Genomic DNA, 16,810 nt, shown 5'->3' on the forward strand with positions numbered 1-16,810 from the left:
CCTATGCCTCCTTCACTGATATCGTCTGGACCATGACCGTATCCGATGCAATCGGAATGTTGACCTCATTAACGCTGATTACATTGTCCACGCCTTGCAGCTCTATCTTTGTTACGAGCTCCACGGAGCCGCTTGGAATCATATAATTCAGAGCGAGTGTCTGATCCGTTACCGACTTCACCTTAAATTCCGTTATCTCATAATCACCGCTATTGAGCACAACCTTGGTGATATTCTCATTTACATACTCTGCTACCTGATGTTTAAAAGCTGATGTTATCATCCCACGATCACCTCCGGTCCTAATTCTGCGAACGGCGTATGGCCGAGCTGCCAGCTGCCCAACCTCGTTCCACGCACTAAGGGATACATGAAGATTTGCTCTTCAAGAAGAATACTGGAATTCAGCGCCGTCCGCTGCTGATAGACGATGTTAGCGGGCTTGACCGCGAACACCGTTCGTTCGACTTCTTTGAATATATTTGCATTATCAATTGAGCTTGTTACTGTCAAAAGGAAGCGCTCATAGTTCATAGAAGCTGTTCCTCTTCCAGCCCCGACAAGAAAATCAAGCCGCTCCTGCAAATAACGCAGTGTAAACGGCGGCTTCGTCTGGTATCTGTTCAAAATGCGGCGCTTGCGAAAATCCAATGACTCTGTATTCGGATCTGCTTGAATCTGAAGCATATTTTCTCGACGCTTGATAGCGGAGTAATCCGAAGTAAGAACGAACTGATTATCCTCCAGCTCGTCAATGGCTTGAAGGAGCAGGTTCAGCTCCTCCTCTTCCGTGTGCGCCAGCTTCAGGAAATCAGCTATCTCCTCATAATAAGCAGGCCAATGCTGCCGAATGCGATTAGCCATGGATGCTCACCGTCCCTAAGAGCGGTATTTGTTCCGTTCCAAGTGTTACATTGGCAGCTAAGCCATTAATCATCGTTCCTGAGACGTCGTCAACTCCAGCTACTGTAAGAATTCTCGCCTCGATCTGAGCGATCCTAATCGTAAGCTGAACTTGATTCGCCCAATCCTTGCGCAGCTCGTACAAATAAGAAGCGATAACCTCTTCAATCTCAGATTTCACTTGTCCAATCGTCTTGCCCGAGGCCAGCGTCACCGTCGTACTAAAGTCGACAGTCCCGCTCTGCACCCCAACAACGGTGACCTGATGCCCAATTGGCGCGAGACCGGCACCCTCCCCGCTGTTCATAGTCGGATCAATTTTCGTCTGTACCTCATCAATTAGAGAAGATGACGGTACCGTCCAATCTGCGGCAATAAGGACGCACTTAACGGTACCTCCCCCATTCCATGCCGGAATGACTTTGGAGGCGCCGATGCCGTCCATTGCATTAAGCGTCTGCTTGTAATCTGCAATATTACCGCCGAAAGCCGGTTCATTCACAATCTCGTAGTAACGGGCCCTCAGCGCTTCATCCTCTTCCTCATCCTCACCAGGAATGAGAATATCCATCAGCTCAGCATGCGCAAGCCCATTCGTATACACTAGAGGGAGCATCGCTCCAAAAGCTCTGTTGCCAATCGAGCCCGCCGTCTCGCATTGCAAAGCAAATAATCCTGTTGAAAGCTTGCTGATTACCACATACCTGATCTCTTCAATGGCGAATCGACTGCCTACGGGCACATCGACAAGCGCATCCTTGTTATCCAAGAATCTCCCCTGTCTTACAGCAAAGGTAGCCCGCTTGCGATTCACGCCGAACTCCGATGTACGCCGACTCAGCCATTCCCCGCTTGCCGTATCGGCAAAAGAAAGCACACGATTCACATCCAGCTCCGCATACAGCTCTGATAATTCGGCTGCTGCCGGGGCAAGCGCATCATAGATCACGCTGCCCTCCCGTTTATCAATCGTATCCTCAATTCGATCCAGCATTCGTTCCAAAATAAAACTAAAGGTCATCTGTTCATACATCTCTGCTCACCTCCTCGTTAAAGCTTCCAAAGATAGAGACGACCGTGAAGGTAGAAACTGCTGTATCTCCGTTCATCTCCGTGTTGAAATCAATCACTTCCTCAATTCGATCATCCTGCAGCAACGCTTCCTGAATACGGCGTTCCAGCTCCGAACGCAGCAGCACCTGAATATCTCCGCTTAGGCCTTGCAGCTCTGACCCATAGTCGAAGCTGTATATGAAGTGCTCGTACCTTTGCGTCTGCAGTATTTTATAGACCGCCTGCTTAACAGCCTCGAGTCCATCTGTCATGCCTGTTACCTGCTTGCTTGCAAAATCAAGTCGATAGGTTCGACTCGTCTGCGATGTCTCATCGACCAGCAAATCTCCAATTATGGCTCCCTGAGGTATCATCGAGTCACCCTGTCCAAGACGACGAACTGCTGTCCGCCTTGCACACGCAAGAGCAATACCACATCGCCCGCTTCGAGCCCGCGCCGAATAACAAGCTTCTCCGTCAAGGCCTCATCCGTCTGGCTTGAACCTATCGCATGGGTATGTGCGAGGTCTACTTCAAAGCTCGTCAAGCTTTCCGGTATAATTAAAAAATCCTCTGGCAAAGTAAAACGCTGGTCCACGTTTACTGCCAAAGGATTCGTTGCGGTTACTTTCCCAACCATAACGGCCATAGGGTTGCCAGAAGCATAAGCGGCTGCCCCTGCTTTTTTGATTGTCTCCAATAGTGCCATTAAATCACCCTCAATTCCAGATTCATCGTATGCACATCCGCATCGAACTTATGCGTACAAGCATCTACTAGAAAATACTCTTGAATCTCCTGATCCTTGATTACGATAGGAACATAGCTTCCTGCCCTCACACGAATATCACCAAGCGCTTCGATGCTTAGGCTTCTCGTCTCCCGATTCTTCAATAGGGTTAACTGGTTCAGCATTTCATCAATTTGAGCGCTGTTCATATTCTCATCCGCTTTATGATAATATTGCAGCCTTCCCCACTTGGCGATATTAGCGCTGTCCTGTGCTATATAAGCTTCACGTTTTCCCGTCTCCTTGTTGTCCTTGACGATCTTCACGCGGTTGAAGGTGTCACTATCAATTGAGCGCTTATAGCTATATCCGTGCATTAAGCTCCAATCGCCAATCACATAATCATGCTTCATCTGCGCTATGTTACGAATTGTCAGCTTGCCGAAATCATCCAGCAGCATGAAATTGCCATAGCCGTTGATCAGCGTCAAATCGAGCGCTTTGCACATAATATCAAGCAGCTTCTTATTATCTTCAACCATGGCGGGGATATTGTATTTCGTATCTGCAAGCGTTCCTGTAACGAGCTCGCAATCCTCTGCTATTTTTTTCACAACCTCAGTAGCAGTCATATTTTTAAAAACATACGTGTCGTTACCGAGCAAGTAGCGAATCTGATCATAAGCTTTAATTGAAATGCTCTCATCCTTGCTCATATCAACTTCGAAGACATAGCCATAGAATACGCCGACCTTGTCCTTACGGAACCGAATAACATCGCCATTATTCACTTTGAAGCCGCTGTGCTGATAAAGCGCCCCCTTAAGCAAGGTCAGATCAAGGCTGGATGCAGCCCCGATCCGTTTTGTTTTATAGGTTAGAGAAGGAACGAGGCTCGTAATATCCCATACCTTCCCATCCCGATTATCAAGAAATAGCTCCAACATTACAGTCTCACCTCGGCAGCTTCAGTATCATGCCGATTGGCAGCTTCTTGAGCTGCGCTTCGGTAATACCGTTCAGCTTCTGAATTTCGGGCCAGCGCGACTCTTTGCCAAGCTGCTTCCTGGCTACTTTAATTAACGAATCTCCGGCAACGAGCTTGTAGGTCTCAGGAGGCTGCTTGTCTGATGGACGATCCTTCTTAGCCGTCGCAGTCCCTTTATCCTTCGCTATAATAACGGGTCTCGCTTTATAGAAAGCATACTTTTTGAAGGAAATACTGTATTCAATATCCCCAGAGCCTGCTACCTCTCGCCATTCGAACTTCTCAATGCTTACGGCAAGCGACAGGTTAAACGTAGCGCCCGTAAAGACGAATCGAATCGGGCGTTTTTTTTGCATCCATTCTCTAATCATCCGTACATAATAAACAGGTGCCCTCATCCATTCTGGATGGTTGACGAAGGAATACGGAATAGCAGGGAAAAAACTATCGAAAGAGATCTCCGTCAGCTTAGGGCTTTTAATCACATTAATCTCCCCTAAGCCAGACACCTCATAGCTGCTGCTTTGTCCAGATTCACTAATCTGGATATCCGGTGGATTGACGGGAAGGACGATAGACTGCTTCTGGTTGTCGTAGCTAAGCGATATTCTATATTCATCTCCTGAACTGCTCGTAATCACTAAGCATACACCCCTTCTGCAGACGAAGCGATCTGATCATTGAGCGAACGCTCAATTCGATTAATAATCGTATCCACGTCATAGCCGTTATTAATATCACCCGTCTGAACATTAACCGAAGGCTGCAGCGAAACGAAGTTCTGAATGTTCTTCATCTCCGCAAGCTCCCGCATCGTCTTGAGATCCTCGCTGGCGATATCAACGGTGTCGTTGATCTGGCCGACCTCGCCTACTTTCCCAACGTTCGGAATGCTATTCGCTTGGCTGGCACCAGCTCCAACTCCTGCACCTGCACCACTACCAGCACCTCCACCAGAAGGAAATCCTCCCTTGCCGCCGTTAAGATCGCCGCCGAAATTAGCTGCCTTATCTTTTAGACCGCTCACCATATCTTTGCCTTTGTCGCTTCCTTTTTTAAAGGCATCTACAGGATCAGTATAATCAATTTTATATTTAGACAAATCGATAACATCTTTATTGCTCTCCGGCTTAAGCCCTTCAAGATCAGCAATTTTATACTCGCCAATCATTTCAAACTTCGAACCAGTAATCGCATTTACTTTTTCAAGAAGCCAATTTAATCCTTTCAAAAAGGTATTAACCATTCCTTCGAAAAAGCCAGAGACATTCGTAAGTAAATCATAGAACAGCTTTTTCACTGCATATACGGGATCTATAAAAATATTGACTAGAAATTCAGCAAAAGCTAAAATAATATTCCATAAAAAGGCGAACTGATTTTTTAATCCTGCAAACAGTGCAGAAAAGTAACCTGCTACATAACCAACGATTTGTTCTGCTGTTGCCCCAAATGCCATAAAAATACCGATTAATAAACCTACTGCAGCCATAATCAGGAAGATCGGCCACAGAGTAACCAGCCATGCCGCGGCCTGAGCTACCACAGGGGCAACCATCGCCCATAGACCAACCAACATCATAGCAGCAATAACAGGCCAATAATTAAGCAGCGGATCTAACAACCATAACGCAGCTTCTCCAAGCATTTTCAGGAGTTCTGCAGCAATTCCCAGCCCAACATTAAATACATCAAAAAAGGTCTGGAATCTCCCTGACTCGAACGAATCTATCAACAAGGTAAGCAATGGAGATAGGGAAGCAATAGCGCCTTCTCCTGCTGAAGCAAAGGAAGACTGCATATATTGCTTTAAAGTTGTGAGTTGCCTCATTGGACTATCCAGCATCGTTGCCATAGCTTCTTCTCCCATGTTCGCCTTCTCTAGCATAGTATCAAAAGCATTCAGGAACCCTGTCATATCACCAGCATCGGAGAATTCTGCTGCTGCTTCACTAAACTGCTCAATAAGAGCTGGCGCAATATTGAATTGCTCTGCTAACGATCCTGTATCACCTTCTATTGCCGCTTTGATCGCTAACGATGCCTCTTGCACTCCACCGCCTTTCGGATCGAGCGTGGCCATGCGAAGAGCCATATCATTCATCTGCATTAATTGCCCAGAATTTTGAGCCATCGGAAGAAGCGTTAAGGCGCTGCTAACTCCATCTTTAACCCCTGAGCCTGAACGTAAAGAGCTCTGCCTTATACTTTCAAAAAGACCGCTACCCATCTCCTTGCTGCCAGTTCTCGCAATCAACATATCCTTCATTTCCTGCTCTGCCATGGCACCCTGAATAGCCATATTCGTCATCTGCTTCATTGCTTTGCTTATAGGTTCACTAATTTTAGAAAATGCCGCTCCGAATTTATTGAAGAAACCAGTTGGCTCTCCTCCATCGGGCGGGTCTCCTGGTGGACCGCCTGGTGGCCCTCCCGGCGGGTTCGAGCTGCGAATATTATTTAATTCCTCGCCAAGCTTCTGAACCTCTTCTCGAAAATTTTTCATCGACTCGGCTAATGTATTAATTTCAGTTTGCGTTCGAATAATTTCCTGTGTTGCAGTGCGAAATCCACTTAAAACAATTTGCGTCTGGTTGGTTTGCGTCATTAGCCTTGCTTGAATGCCGACCATTACGATTAATGCATTCGACGCAGTAGTAATACGTTGCTGTACAATGATCGGACTATTCCCGTTTCCTGCTGCCATTCCCCCACCTCCTTAACCACAAACAAAAACGCCCATAAAGGGCGTGTTCGCGGTCTATTTTCTTTTCGCCTTGGCACGCTGCTTCTTCTCGCTCTCGACACGGATGTCGATCATCGCGTAGATCGCAGCGCGCTCCCGGCGCGACATTTGTATTAATTCATGAGGCAGAATATGAAGCTCATGGAGGGCGTAGTAAGCGTAATTCGCTTCGCCGTCGCCCTCTTTAATTAGTTTTTTACGTCATCCGCCAAGTCGTTCAGGCTCTGATTGAAGCCGTTGATTTCCTGTACACGTTGAACCAGCGAGGCATACTCGCCAGGGCGCAGCATTTTGCGAAGCAGATTCTCCGCTCCCATAATGCCATAGGACTTTTGCAGCTCGGCATCCTTCAGGTTCGGATATTGAATGCTGTTCACGACCAGCTTAGCCAAGTATTCATCCGTATTGGTCTCCGGGGTGTATACGCCGTTCTTGCCTTTAACCTTGCGGGTAGCGGACTTGCGGCATTCCTCGTTCTCTGCTTCCGTCATGCTGCTAAGCTCCCAAGGCACCGCGTTTCCTGCCTTATCCTTAAATCTTTCGGAGACAACGAATTTCTCCGTTGTCTCCGATCCTGTATTTTGCGCATAAAACAAACTCAAATCGCTCATGAATGTGTACCTCCGTAAGTTGATTTTTATAAATTAAAAGCCTGCTGGCGCAGTGAAATAGTCTTCATAAAAGACGTTGGTAAAGGTGAATTCCAATTCCTCTTCAAGCGCTTCGCTCTCCGTGTCGAGCTTGCCTAGAATGACCTTATTAAGATTCACGTTATATAACGTTACCTTCTGAGTGCCAATTGTTGAAGTCGGGTCTTGGTTAATAATCTGGATATCAAAGCTTCTATCGACGCCATTGCTCACGTAATCCATCATAATTTCACGGAACTTAGAGGTTACATAATACAGCGTCATAGTGCCCGTACCGGACCAGCCTGTCGCCTTGTGCTGCAAGCCGCGGTGCCCAAGCGTCTTAATCTCCGCTTTTTGCTTCTCAATGCTCGCCTCTAGTGTCTTAATGTAGAACATCTCTTCGTATTGCCCATTAATATTCGCATATGCGCGGCCCTCTTGGCCGGAAATGGTATCCCCTGCGTTCAAAAATCCCATCTTACTTCACCGTCACTTTCATATATACTTTTTCAATGCTGTCTACTGGCTGAATATTCACTTCAATAATAATCGCATCTGCAGACTCTCCCTGAGCAACGCTCAAATCGAGCTTAGGATCGAAGTTCTGAATCGAATTGTTAGCTTGCAGCAGGCTCAAATATTTCACGCACTCCGCACGGAATAGGCCGCGTCCATCTGCATTATTATTGATTTTGCCGATATAAGCCGACTCGAACAGCTCCTTCAAATCATTCGCAATCCCATCAAGTACACGAATCACCCTGTTCTTGGAGAAGGACGGATTCTTGCTTGGCTCGTAGCTGGTTAAGGTATTAATGTCCTGCTCCACAATCGCCCGGCCGCCATTGGCAGTAAAAACGAACTCTCCTGCGAGAAGCGCAGCTTCAATCTGTGCATGTGAGTAACGTACATCTACATCAACAGCATCCTCATAAGCAGAATAAGTAAGCGATTCGTTAAGGGAAGCACCCGCTGTCGCACCTGCCACCCATACGGCTGCTTGCTGAGCATTCAGGATAGTGCCATCGGCAAGCTTTACGCCATTCTTAACGCTAATGATTCCTTCATGATCAGCAGAAGCATAGTTAGAAAGGACCACTTGTACTTTACGTCCTTCCTCCTCACGAAGGCGGCGGGCAAATGCAGCATAAATAGATTTCAAGGTTGCATCATCAGACACCAATCCAATCGTATTCCAATCGTATAGTTCAATGTCCACCAAGTAGTCAATATAATTCTGATTCGTTGCCGAGCCATTCGTACCGCCTGCAAGCGGAACGCCAGCCGCTGCTGTTAGAGCAGCCGAACCGCTGAAATCAACATAATCGTTCGATTTGAGCCCAGCGATATTCGCTACTGTCTGAACGTCAACCGCATGATCTGCGAGATAAGTGGTTACGTCGAATAATGCCTCATTATCAACGTTTTCTTGCACGCTAACTGTAATATCATTGCCGCGAATACCGCCGTATTTCGCTGATACGGACAAGCCGCCAATTGAGGCTGTTGCTTTTGTCCCCGTATTCAAACGATAGAGCAGCACAGTCTTCGCTCGCTTCAAGGCTTCTCTTACAAGCAGCAGCTCAGGAGCGCTTAGATCATAACCGAGCAAGCTTGATACATTAGTGCCTGCTTCAATAGTAAGCACCTTACCTGCTGCCCCCCAGTTCAGTACGAGCGGCACCGATACAATGCCGCGGTCGCCAATGGCTGCCGCTGATTTTCTTTCCCCAACGAAATTAATATAAACACCTGGTCTTACCTTATTTTGAGTTGTCCAAGTTCCTCCAGCCATGATCTACATGACCTCCTTTTGCAAGTAGGCTGCAAGCTTCAATTGCGCCTCTGTATGGGTGTATGTTGCGTTCGTTTCCAGCACAGCAGACAAAATGTCCTTTTCCACTGCCGAATAGCGCTTGGCTTCCAGCAGTTGAGCCGTCCTGTATTTGACTTCCTTGCCCTTGTCTTGCGGTTCCTCGTGCATGTTCATCTCCATTACCTCCAATTGTGTGAATACCAGCCTCTAATCGCCCATCAGCTTTTCGACTATCGCCCTTTACATGTCCTCACCCCCTCCTAATGAATAGAAAAGGACGATCGGTAGTATCCACCGCTCGTCCCCGCTTATGATCTATTGCACAATATCATAGTAGCACGGTTTTTTGGACGATATCGGACAAGCAGCGGACACTATTCGGACAAGAACCGGACAAGTTCAACGGAAGCCTTTTGCCGCCACCTTCTGAAGGTGCGATCTACAACTCCGAGCTCCGAAGCTACATATTCCGCAGGCTTTCCTTCTATATAACGAAGCCGGAGCAGACGCTCATAATCAGGGAAGCAGGATTCAAGGGCTTCCATCGCCCTATCAATGGATTTCAGCTGTCTCTCCAAATCCTGCAGCTCACTGAGACGATTAATGACGCCTTCATACCCCTCTGCCTCCGCCCCAGCCCTTGCTTCAATGACCTTCTCAATCTTCTTGCTGAGCTCGCGAAGCAGCTTCTCATCCTCTGCCGTAGCGCCTTGAGCCTGTTGAACCTGTTTCAATTGTGATTTCGTGCCAGCTGGATACTGAACTAGATAAGCTTGCGCGACTTGCTCAAGCTGCTGCTCACGTTTGTTCAAGTACATATAAGAAGGCATAGCCCGCAGCTGGCGATGCAGCTCCTGCAGCTTGTCATCCTCATAAACGGTACTAATCGTTAACCCGCTTCCTACCGGCTGTCTTTCAATTAACTTTTTTCTAGCAACCATTCTCTTATAGGCTTTTAGCTGATCAACTGCTGTCTGCTCCATGTTCATTAGAATAGCCTCCTTCTATTAATAGGTATTATAAATACCCTTGTAATCAAAAAAATATAGCTGTTCCATCGGTATTGACATTACCATTCACAAGCAATAAACTAATAATGGAGTATTGAAATTACGATAACCGGATAATCAAGCTATTTTCAGCTTATCTGTTGTCGGATTCACGAATTACACTCTTGTTTTATTGAGAAGCTAACTGCTTGTGAATTTCATTATATGTGGTAATATAAATACCGTCAAGTATTTTAAATACCATTATGGAATGGAGAGTACGATTATGTCTATAGGATCACGGATCAAAGGCTTAAGAACGAACAAAGGCCTTACACAGCAGGATATTGCCGCACAGATCGGCATGGGGAGATCAAACTTCGGCCACATCGAGAATGACCGTGTCATTCCATCAAGCGAGGATTTGCAAAAAATTGCTGACATCTTGCAAACAACGACCGACTTTCTGCTCGGCCGAGAGCTAAGTGGAGACAACGTTCCGGAATGGGCAACTTGGAAGGACAAACGTGATTTCAAAAAAATGCTGGAGGAAGACGGCGACATCATGTTCGACGGTGTACCGATGAGCTCCAATGATCGCCAGCGTGTTATGGATGTTTTGACGGGACTTTTCTGGGAAGCTAAGCAAATGAACAAACGAGTCAAGCCTGCGGAGGACCAATCTACAAAACATACCGATGACAGGTAGGTGATGCCATGGACAAACTAATACGTAGACTCATTCGCAAATATCAAACTAATGATCCCTTCGTTATTGCTAGTGGATTGGGTATTCATATTCGCTATGCCGATTTGGGAGAAGAGACCAAGGGGCTCTATTATAAGAAGCTCCGGCGCCGTTTCATCGTTATCCATGAGCGGCTGCCGGAAAATTGGATGAGATTTGTCTGCGCACATGAGTTGGGACATGATCGCCTTCATCCAGGGTTCAACCGATTCTGGCTTGATGAGCAATCTTATTTCAACGTGGGAAAGTATGAACGGCAAGCGAATAAATTCGCTGTACGGCTGCTGACTGCAGGCGATCGTCTAGAACTCTCCGAATCCATTGGAGATCTGCTTCAACGCAATGGCGTGCCCAAAGAAATGGACAAGTTTTACTTGTAGCCCCGTGAAATTATGCTCTTATCTCATCGCCGAATAGTGATTCTTTGAGACCTATCTGAAAAACTTCCATTTTCACAAATGGAAGTTTTTTTCGTCTGCTGTTGAGATGCTAATTGTTGGTCGAATGCATAAATTCGATATCACTGAACTGGGGGAATGAAGCAGTTTGATTCTAAGAAGGAACATGCTTCGCTTTGATTCCACTCTTGCTATGCTTATTTACTGTTTACTTTCACAAATTCGATATCATACGAATGAAAAATTAGCATTTTTGTTCATCAAGGAACATGTTTCGCTAAATTAGTGAAGCATATTACATTGTTCCACACTATGTACCGATAAAAAATTAAAACAGTGAACCTGGGCTCACTAGTGGGAAACCAAGCTTCTCGACTAGGGACCTTAGTGACGCAAATTCTCGATCTAGCTTATAAAGTACTTATTTTAGTTACAATAGCCTCACTAAATAGAGAAAATGCTTCACTAGAGGGTCATCGAGCATGAGCAGCACGTTAACTAGCTATATTCCCTCACTGCTTTGCCCACCAAGTGGTAAAAAGCAACCCAACAGCCATTGGGAGTAATCAGCCGAAATCAAGATATGGATTTAAGGAAAAAAAGAACCATCCAATCCACAGGTACAGTAGATTCGATGGTTCTTATCATTTCGAGGCTCCCAAGCCCGTTCGGGACAGCCTCTACTCAGTACGCATGGCAATTCATTACACATGCTCCCCTAATCGTTGTATGAATTCCGACAAATAACGGAGATCCGTTTGATCAAAACGCCCGAATAGCGGGCTGTCGATATCAAGCACGCCAATAATCTCGTCCTTGCTATAAAGTGGGATGACCAGCTCCGAATTGGATGCTGCATCACAAGCAATGTGACCGGGGAATTGGTGCACATCCTCCACCAGCAGCGCTTCGTTGCGGCTGACAGAAGTACCGCATACCCCTTTGCCAACAGGGATGCGTGTACATGCCGGCTTGCCTTGGAACGGCCCAAGCACAAGCTCCTCTCCTTCCAGCAAATAAAAGCCTACCCAGTTGATATCCTGCAAAAATTGCTGCAGTAACGAAGCGGCATTAGCCAAATTAGCTATCCTGCTGCTCTCGTCCTCCACTAAGCTCACTAACTGCTTGATCAACAAGGCATAATTATCTTCCCTTGATCCTGTATATAGTTCATCTGTGAACATGCCGCACAGCTCCTAACGATTGATGTATATGCCATTGTACATGGATCATCAATCGCTTGGCAACCTTCTATATCAAGCTGCCGCCGTTTACTTGCTCCTGCATTCGCAGTTGATTGCGATAGACGAATTTGGATAGGCCAATACTAATCTCGTATAGCAGGAATAACGGTACAATAACGATAATATCCGATAAAATATCAGGCGGAGTAATCGTTACTGCAACAATTACAAGAACGAAGTAAGCCAGCTTACGTGCCTTCGCCAAGCGATGCGGATTCAGAATGCCCAGCTTTGTGAGGAACATAACGACAGCCGGCATTTCGAACAGCAGGCCGAACGGAACCGTCATATGAATCATGAAGGTGAAATAATTCTGCGCTGTATACATGGCGGCAAAGTCAGCTGCCGCGAGCTCCTCCATGAAATGCAGCACCATCGGAAATAGGATGAAATAACCGAAAAAAATACCGATCAAGAACAAAACAGATAAGCCCGGTATGTAGATCAATGCAGCTCTCTGCGCTGGCTCTGGCAGCGCTGGCTCTACGAATCTCCAGATCTGGTAAGCCGCAACTGGCAACGTTACTGCGATAGCGACAACACCGGCAATCATGAAGTAAACCCACATAACATCCGACGGGCCAAGCACAACGAGCTTCTGATCTATCCCTCTTACTAGCCATTGATAAATATCCCGCACATAGATAAAAGCCGCCGCCATTGCCACTAGAAAAGCGATGAGTGTCCGAATAATTCGTGTTCTCATCTCCTCCAGATGCCCGACCAAATCCTGCTCTTTGGAATGCTTCATGCTACTTGCCTTGGACAATGCTGCCGGAATCCGTCTCCGGCACTTCCTTCTGTCCCATCTCCTCATCCTCGCCTTGGACAAGGCCGCGTGTAGCTCCCTTGAATTCACTTAGTGTGCGTCCAAACGCTCTTCCAAGCTCAGGAAGCTTAGAGGGACCGAAAATAATTAAAGCAATAATCAGAATGAGGACTAATCCGCCAATCCCAATATTACCGAAGGGCATACGATCACTTCTCCTTTGTTAGCTTAATTTGAAGCCGCTAATCGCCACAACTCCGCAGCGGGCAATTCGGTCGCCTGAACGATGGGGCCAAGTGCTAGTCGGTTGATTCAGATCCGTTGTCATCTCCCCTGGGTGCTGGACAGAGAGAAACAGCGTCTGTTCGTCTGGCGTAAAAAAGGGACCTGTCAGCTCGCTTTCAACCGGGCCGGAAGCGAACTGCAGAGCCTTCGCCTGATCCGGCCCACTTGTTGGAATAACGAACAATCCATTGTTCATGAACGATTGATGGACTCCTTTGTTTTGACTGCTACTGGAAATATCGGTCACGACCCATAAATGACCGTTCGAATCGAACGCCAGATTGTCTGGTGAGCTGAACCCTGATTGCCTGCCTCCCGCAGCAAAAATCTCAAAGTCGAATTCCTGTGCCCCCAGATCATTGCCCGCTTCAAAGATCCGTGTAATGTGACCATGGATATTGCCATGAGTATCATTATTCGTATGGCAGATGAACACCGTATTGTCAAAAGGAGAGATTTCAATATCCTCTGGACGATCTGTAGGTGTACCGCCAACAAGCAGGGCCGCCTCATGGCAATTGGTCACGACATCCGCTTGCGATTTGAACTTTTTAAGCAGCTCTTCTTTTGTGCCTGATACACCATATGGATTTTTGTACTTCTCATTTGCAAGCACTTTACTCACCGCTTCTATCGTCACCGGCAGCCACTTGCCCGACTTCAGATTGGCGACATATAAGGTGCCATCCTCTAGCAACGCAGCATTAGAACGGCCACTTTGCTTAACATATTTGCCTTTGCTCACAAATTTGTAGACACATGCATCTTTCTTATCGTCTCCCATATAGACGACTACTCGACCGTCAGATGCTAGTCCCATTGCTGTATTCTCATGATTGAAGCGTCCAAGCGCCGTGTGCTTCTTCCGATACGCTGGATCGAAAGGGTCAATCTCAATTACCCAGCCATAGTGTGTCTCCGGAAGCTTCGCATTCGCAGCCGTCTCCGAGAAGTTCTCTTCGCAGGAGAGAACCGTATTCCATAGAGTGACGCCGCCTGAGCAATTAGCGAATGTGCCTATTGCTTTGGCTTTATTGCCAAGCGCAGCAGAGCCCTTTGCCGGACCAGTAAACTCGAATTCGGTCATCCCATTAATTCGGCGTGCATATTTGGACGTCTTGTCCATCCTCCAGGCGCCTTTTTCGTCACGATAGACTTCTATAACAGACATCCCTTGATAATACAGATCCTTCCTTACCTGTTCCGCGGACATTTTACCATCTACGATAGGACCTAACAAAAAAATATTCGTATATTCATGATTAGTCGCAAGCAAGCCTCTTGTCGTTGACCCATTGAGCGGAAAATAAGCATTATAGTCAGCGCCTTGGCCGAACTTTTCTCCAGCCGGATTAATGACATCGTCGAACGCCGCGACAACATCATATTTGAAGTTTTTGGGGAGGACTAATTGATCTTCCTTGGTAGGACGAATAGGCTCGAAATAACCGCTCACTTTATTCGTATGGAATCCGAACAAGTGGTCAGCAGTCGCCGATCTGGCGGACGCCTTTCCGTCCAACACGCCTAGTCCCGCGGATGCTGCTGCTAATGCGGCCGCCCCAGTTCCAAGAAAAGAAAGAAAAGTCTTGCGATCCATATTCTTATTCAACGAGCCCACTCCTCATAGCTTATTTAACTACAAGGACTAGCATAACGTTGCATTGTAAAGGGCAACTCAACTCAGAATGAATTTTTTGTAAATAATGATTCCAGTTCAAAAAAATAACAATTCATAGTCGTATTATCGAAGGAAAAGAAGCTTTGCTGGAGAATATACTCTGAATCCATCCATCTCATCTGACCATAATCGTAATCATTTCATTATTAAGGGAGCGTGTTAACCATTGAGTTACCCCCTATTTTTGAGGAAAAACTATATGGATTGCTTAAAAATCGAAGTTGCACATGAACTGCAGCAGCGCAGCAATCTACTAGACTATTTATTCTATTGCTGTTATGAAGATACGAATCGCATCTATGATGAAATCATCATTCCTCAGCAGGGCTTCTGGATGTTCTATGCCGATTGCTTGGAAATGCAGGATTTGAAGCGGATTGGAATAGAGATTCATGAGGAGAGCATTCATAGCGTTGCAGAGGCAGAGCAATTCATTGATCGTTATCTGAATGAGGACAATCGAATTATTATCAATATTCGAGCCAAATATATTAAGGGTCTGGATAATCTCGCACCGGATGGCGTCCATTACTTGATGATCGAAGAAGCCAATAAATCGGACATGACATACAAGCTGAATGACGTTCTGTATATTAAAGGCCAATGGTATGAAGCAGAGCAGGTGATGAATGCGCTGCAGCAGACTGGGTTCCACCTATTTGCTCTTAATTTCAACAATATGAGCATTGGACCTGAGCTAGCAGCGACCTTTGACCAACTTGCAAGGCAATCCATTGCTAATAATCAGGATACATTTACTTTCTACCAACGATGTATAGAGATCGTTCAGAATTATCCCAATCAAACTACAGAGCAAGTCGTCGATTCCATTCACGCCCTTCAGCATGCTTTTATCATTATTGCGGGTTCGCGATATTCCTTTGCCAGATTCACCAGAGCAATAGGGTATTCCTCTTATTTTTACGATCTCCTATTGTATTGCTCAGACTTGGCCGAGGGGATCAAAAATGTGTTAATTAAAAAGGAATGGAAATTAAAAGCGAGCACATCCGCCAATATGGATGATTTCATCCATATGTGCCACACCCTATTTGAATTCGAGAAATTAACCTTGAGGCTTCTGAAAAATGAGCTGTCCCCTGCTGGGCAAATAGAGGATGATGTGCTGCGCAATACAGCAATAGCTTCTCCCAGCGAGTTGAAGATTCTAGAGACAACGAGCCGAAGCATTATGTTGTCTTGGGAATCCGCTACCTTCCCCGACTATATCACATCATTCGAACTCACAATAAATCAGGAGTCCTTCATCACTAAGAGCAAATGGCATAAGCTCAATTATTTGCAGCCGGACACAACCTATCATATCTCGGTCAAATCCATAAATGCGATCGGCTATAGGTCAGCAGCAAGTGAAGTGTCCGCTACAACACAAGCCGAGGAGATCACGAAGGATCTCGCTCTATTCCAGCCCGCTACGGCCTCTTCACAAGCTGATGATAGCGTAGATTCCAATTATTGTCCCGGCAATGCCGTTGATGGCAACAAAGCAACAAGATGGTACAGCATCCCCGCCGATTCCCAGTGGATATGCATTGATCTGGGCAAGCCTACGGATATTTCCTCTGTTCAATTGGACTGGGAAAATGATTATGCGAAGGCTTATTCCATTCAACTATCGGATGATCAGGTGAACTGGAACGATATCTACTCCACCTATGAAGGAACGAGCGGCCTAACGACCATTCAAACGAAGGGCAAGGGCCGGTATCTGAGAGTTAACTGTATAGAGAGAAGCAAAAGCTGGGGATTTTCCTTACATCAGATCAGTGTTTACGGCGCACAGTAAGAACCATTGAGAGAAGCTCCT

General features: G+C 46.3%; 20 protein-coding genes. 3 read left to right on the forward strand and 17 right to left on the reverse strand.

What is annotated here, in order from left to right:
* Position 1: 1 nt before the first annotated feature.
* The 13 genes from AC50YO_RS19915 to AC50YO_RS19975 form a co-directional block, all read right to left on the reverse strand.
* Complete coding sequence (locus AC50YO_RS19915) at positions 2-283, reverse strand: ketopantoate hydroxymethyltransferase (RefSeq protein ID WP_494849921.1); 282 nt, start codon at positions 281-283, stop codon at positions 2-4.
* Positions 280-864, reverse strand: coding sequence for a putative phage tail protein (locus AC50YO_RS19920; protein ID WP_494849922.1), 585 nt, complete (start codon positions 862-864; stop codon positions 280-282). The genes AC50YO_RS19915 and AC50YO_RS19920 overlap by 4 nt, the downstream gene beginning before the upstream one ends.
* Entirely contained in the window at positions 857-1,936 is a 1,080-nt protein-coding gene (locus AC50YO_RS19925; protein ID WP_494849923.1) for a baseplate J/gp47 family protein, read from the reverse strand. The genes AC50YO_RS19920 and AC50YO_RS19925 overlap by 8 nt, the downstream gene beginning before the upstream one ends.
* Complete coding sequence (locus tag AC50YO_RS19930) at positions 1,929-2,330, reverse strand: DUF2634 domain-containing protein (RefSeq protein WP_494849924.1); 402 nt, start codon at positions 2,328-2,330, stop codon at positions 1,929-1,931. The genes AC50YO_RS19925 and AC50YO_RS19930 overlap by 8 nt, the downstream gene beginning before the upstream one ends.
* On the reverse strand, positions 2,327-2,665 hold the full coding sequence (locus AC50YO_RS19935) for a DUF2577 domain-containing protein (protein ID WP_494849925.1): 339 nt from the start codon (positions 2,663-2,665) through the stop codon (positions 2,327-2,329). Before AC50YO_RS19935 ends, AC50YO_RS19930 begins: the two co-directional genes overlap by 4 nt.
* Positions 2,665-3,633, reverse strand: coding sequence for an XkdQ/YqbQ family protein (locus AC50YO_RS19940; protein ID WP_494849926.1), 969 nt, complete (start codon positions 3,631-3,633; stop codon positions 2,665-2,667). The genes AC50YO_RS19935 and AC50YO_RS19940 overlap by 1 nt, the downstream gene beginning before the upstream one ends.
* Positions 3,634-3,640: 7 nt before the next feature.
* A complete protein-coding gene (locus AC50YO_RS19945) occupies positions 3,641-4,315 on the reverse strand; it encodes a LysM peptidoglycan-binding domain-containing protein (RefSeq protein WP_494849927.1) in 675 nt (224 codons plus the stop codon).
* A complete protein-coding gene (locus tag AC50YO_RS19950; protein WP_494849928.1) occupies positions 4,315-6,381 on the reverse strand; it encodes a hypothetical protein in 2,067 nt (688 codons plus the stop codon). Before AC50YO_RS19950 ends, AC50YO_RS19945 begins: the two co-directional genes overlap by 1 nt.
* Positions 6,382-6,608: 227 nt before the next feature.
* The gene (locus tag AC50YO_RS19955) at positions 6,609-7,031 is read right to left on the reverse strand and encodes a phage tail assembly chaperone (protein ID WP_494849929.1); all 423 of its coding nucleotides are present in this window, start codon (positions 7,029-7,031) and stop codon (positions 6,609-6,611) included.
* Positions 7,032-7,064: 33 nt separating this feature from the next.
* Entirely contained in the window at positions 7,065-7,529 is a 465-nt protein-coding gene (locus AC50YO_RS19960) for a phage tail tube protein (protein ID WP_494849930.1), read from the reverse strand.
* A gap of 1 nt (position 7,530) precedes the next feature.
* Entirely contained in the window at positions 7,531-8,847 is a 1,317-nt protein-coding gene (locus AC50YO_RS19965) for a phage tail sheath family protein (protein WP_494849931.1), read from the reverse strand.
* A 3-nt stretch (positions 8,848-8,850) separates the two neighbouring features.
* Entirely contained in the window at positions 8,851-9,042 is a 192-nt protein-coding gene (locus AC50YO_RS19970; RefSeq protein WP_494849932.1) for a hypothetical protein, read from the reverse strand.
* A gap of 200 nt (positions 9,043-9,242) precedes the next feature.
* Positions 9,243-9,857: an RNA polymerase subunit sigma-24 gene (locus AC50YO_RS19975; protein ID WP_494849933.1), complete on the reverse strand. Its 615-nt coding sequence runs from the start codon at positions 9,855-9,857 to the stop codon at positions 9,243-9,245.
* Positions 9,858-10,143: 286 nt separating this feature from the next.
* On the opposite strand from AC50YO_RS19975, the gene AC50YO_RS19980 reads away from it, so the two are divergent.
* Both AC50YO_RS19980 and AC50YO_RS19985 read left to right on the forward strand, forming a co-directional pair.
* Positions 10,144-10,566: a helix-turn-helix domain-containing protein gene (locus tag AC50YO_RS19980; protein WP_494849934.1), complete on the forward strand. Its 423-nt coding sequence runs from the start codon at positions 10,144-10,146 to the stop codon at positions 10,564-10,566.
* 8 nt (positions 10,567-10,574) lie between these two features.
* A complete protein-coding gene (locus AC50YO_RS19985) occupies positions 10,575-10,985 on the forward strand; it encodes an ImmA/IrrE family metallo-endopeptidase (protein WP_494849935.1) in 411 nt (136 codons plus the stop codon).
* 722 nt (positions 10,986-11,707) lie between these two features.
* Here the strand turns inward: AC50YO_RS19985 and AC50YO_RS19990 are convergent.
* From AC50YO_RS19990 to AC50YO_RS20005, 4 genes are all read right to left on the reverse strand, one after another.
* Complete coding sequence (locus AC50YO_RS19990) at positions 11,708-12,187, reverse strand: GAF domain-containing protein (RefSeq protein WP_494849936.1); 480 nt, start codon at positions 12,185-12,187, stop codon at positions 11,708-11,710.
* 67 nt (positions 12,188-12,254) lie between these two features.
* The gene (gene tatC, locus AC50YO_RS19995; RefSeq protein ID WP_494849937.1) at positions 12,255-12,998 is read right to left on the reverse strand and encodes a twin-arginine translocase subunit TatC; all 744 of its coding nucleotides are present in this window, start codon (positions 12,996-12,998) and stop codon (positions 12,255-12,257) included.
* Position 12,999: 1 nt separating this feature from the next.
* Positions 13,000-13,221, reverse strand: a complete 222-nt coding sequence (tatA, locus tag AC50YO_RS20000; RefSeq protein ID WP_494849938.1) for a twin-arginine translocase TatA/TatE family subunit — start codon at positions 13,219-13,221, stop codon at positions 13,000-13,002.
* A gap of 18 nt (positions 13,222-13,239) precedes the next feature.
* Positions 13,240-14,901 (reverse strand): PhoX family protein, encoded by a 1,662-nt coding sequence (locus AC50YO_RS20005; protein WP_494850007.1) that lies wholly within the window; start codon positions 14,899-14,901, stop codon positions 13,240-13,242.
* Positions 14,902-15,181: 280 nt separating this feature from the next.
* Between AC50YO_RS20005 and AC50YO_RS20010 the strand changes: the two genes are divergently transcribed.
* Positions 15,182-16,789, forward strand: a complete 1,608-nt coding sequence (locus tag AC50YO_RS20010; protein ID WP_494849939.1) for a discoidin domain-containing protein — start codon at positions 15,182-15,184, stop codon at positions 16,787-16,789.
* Positions 16,790-16,810 lie beyond the last annotated feature (21 nt).

It is taken from the genome of Paenibacillus sp. J22P59 (assembly GCF_059383895.1).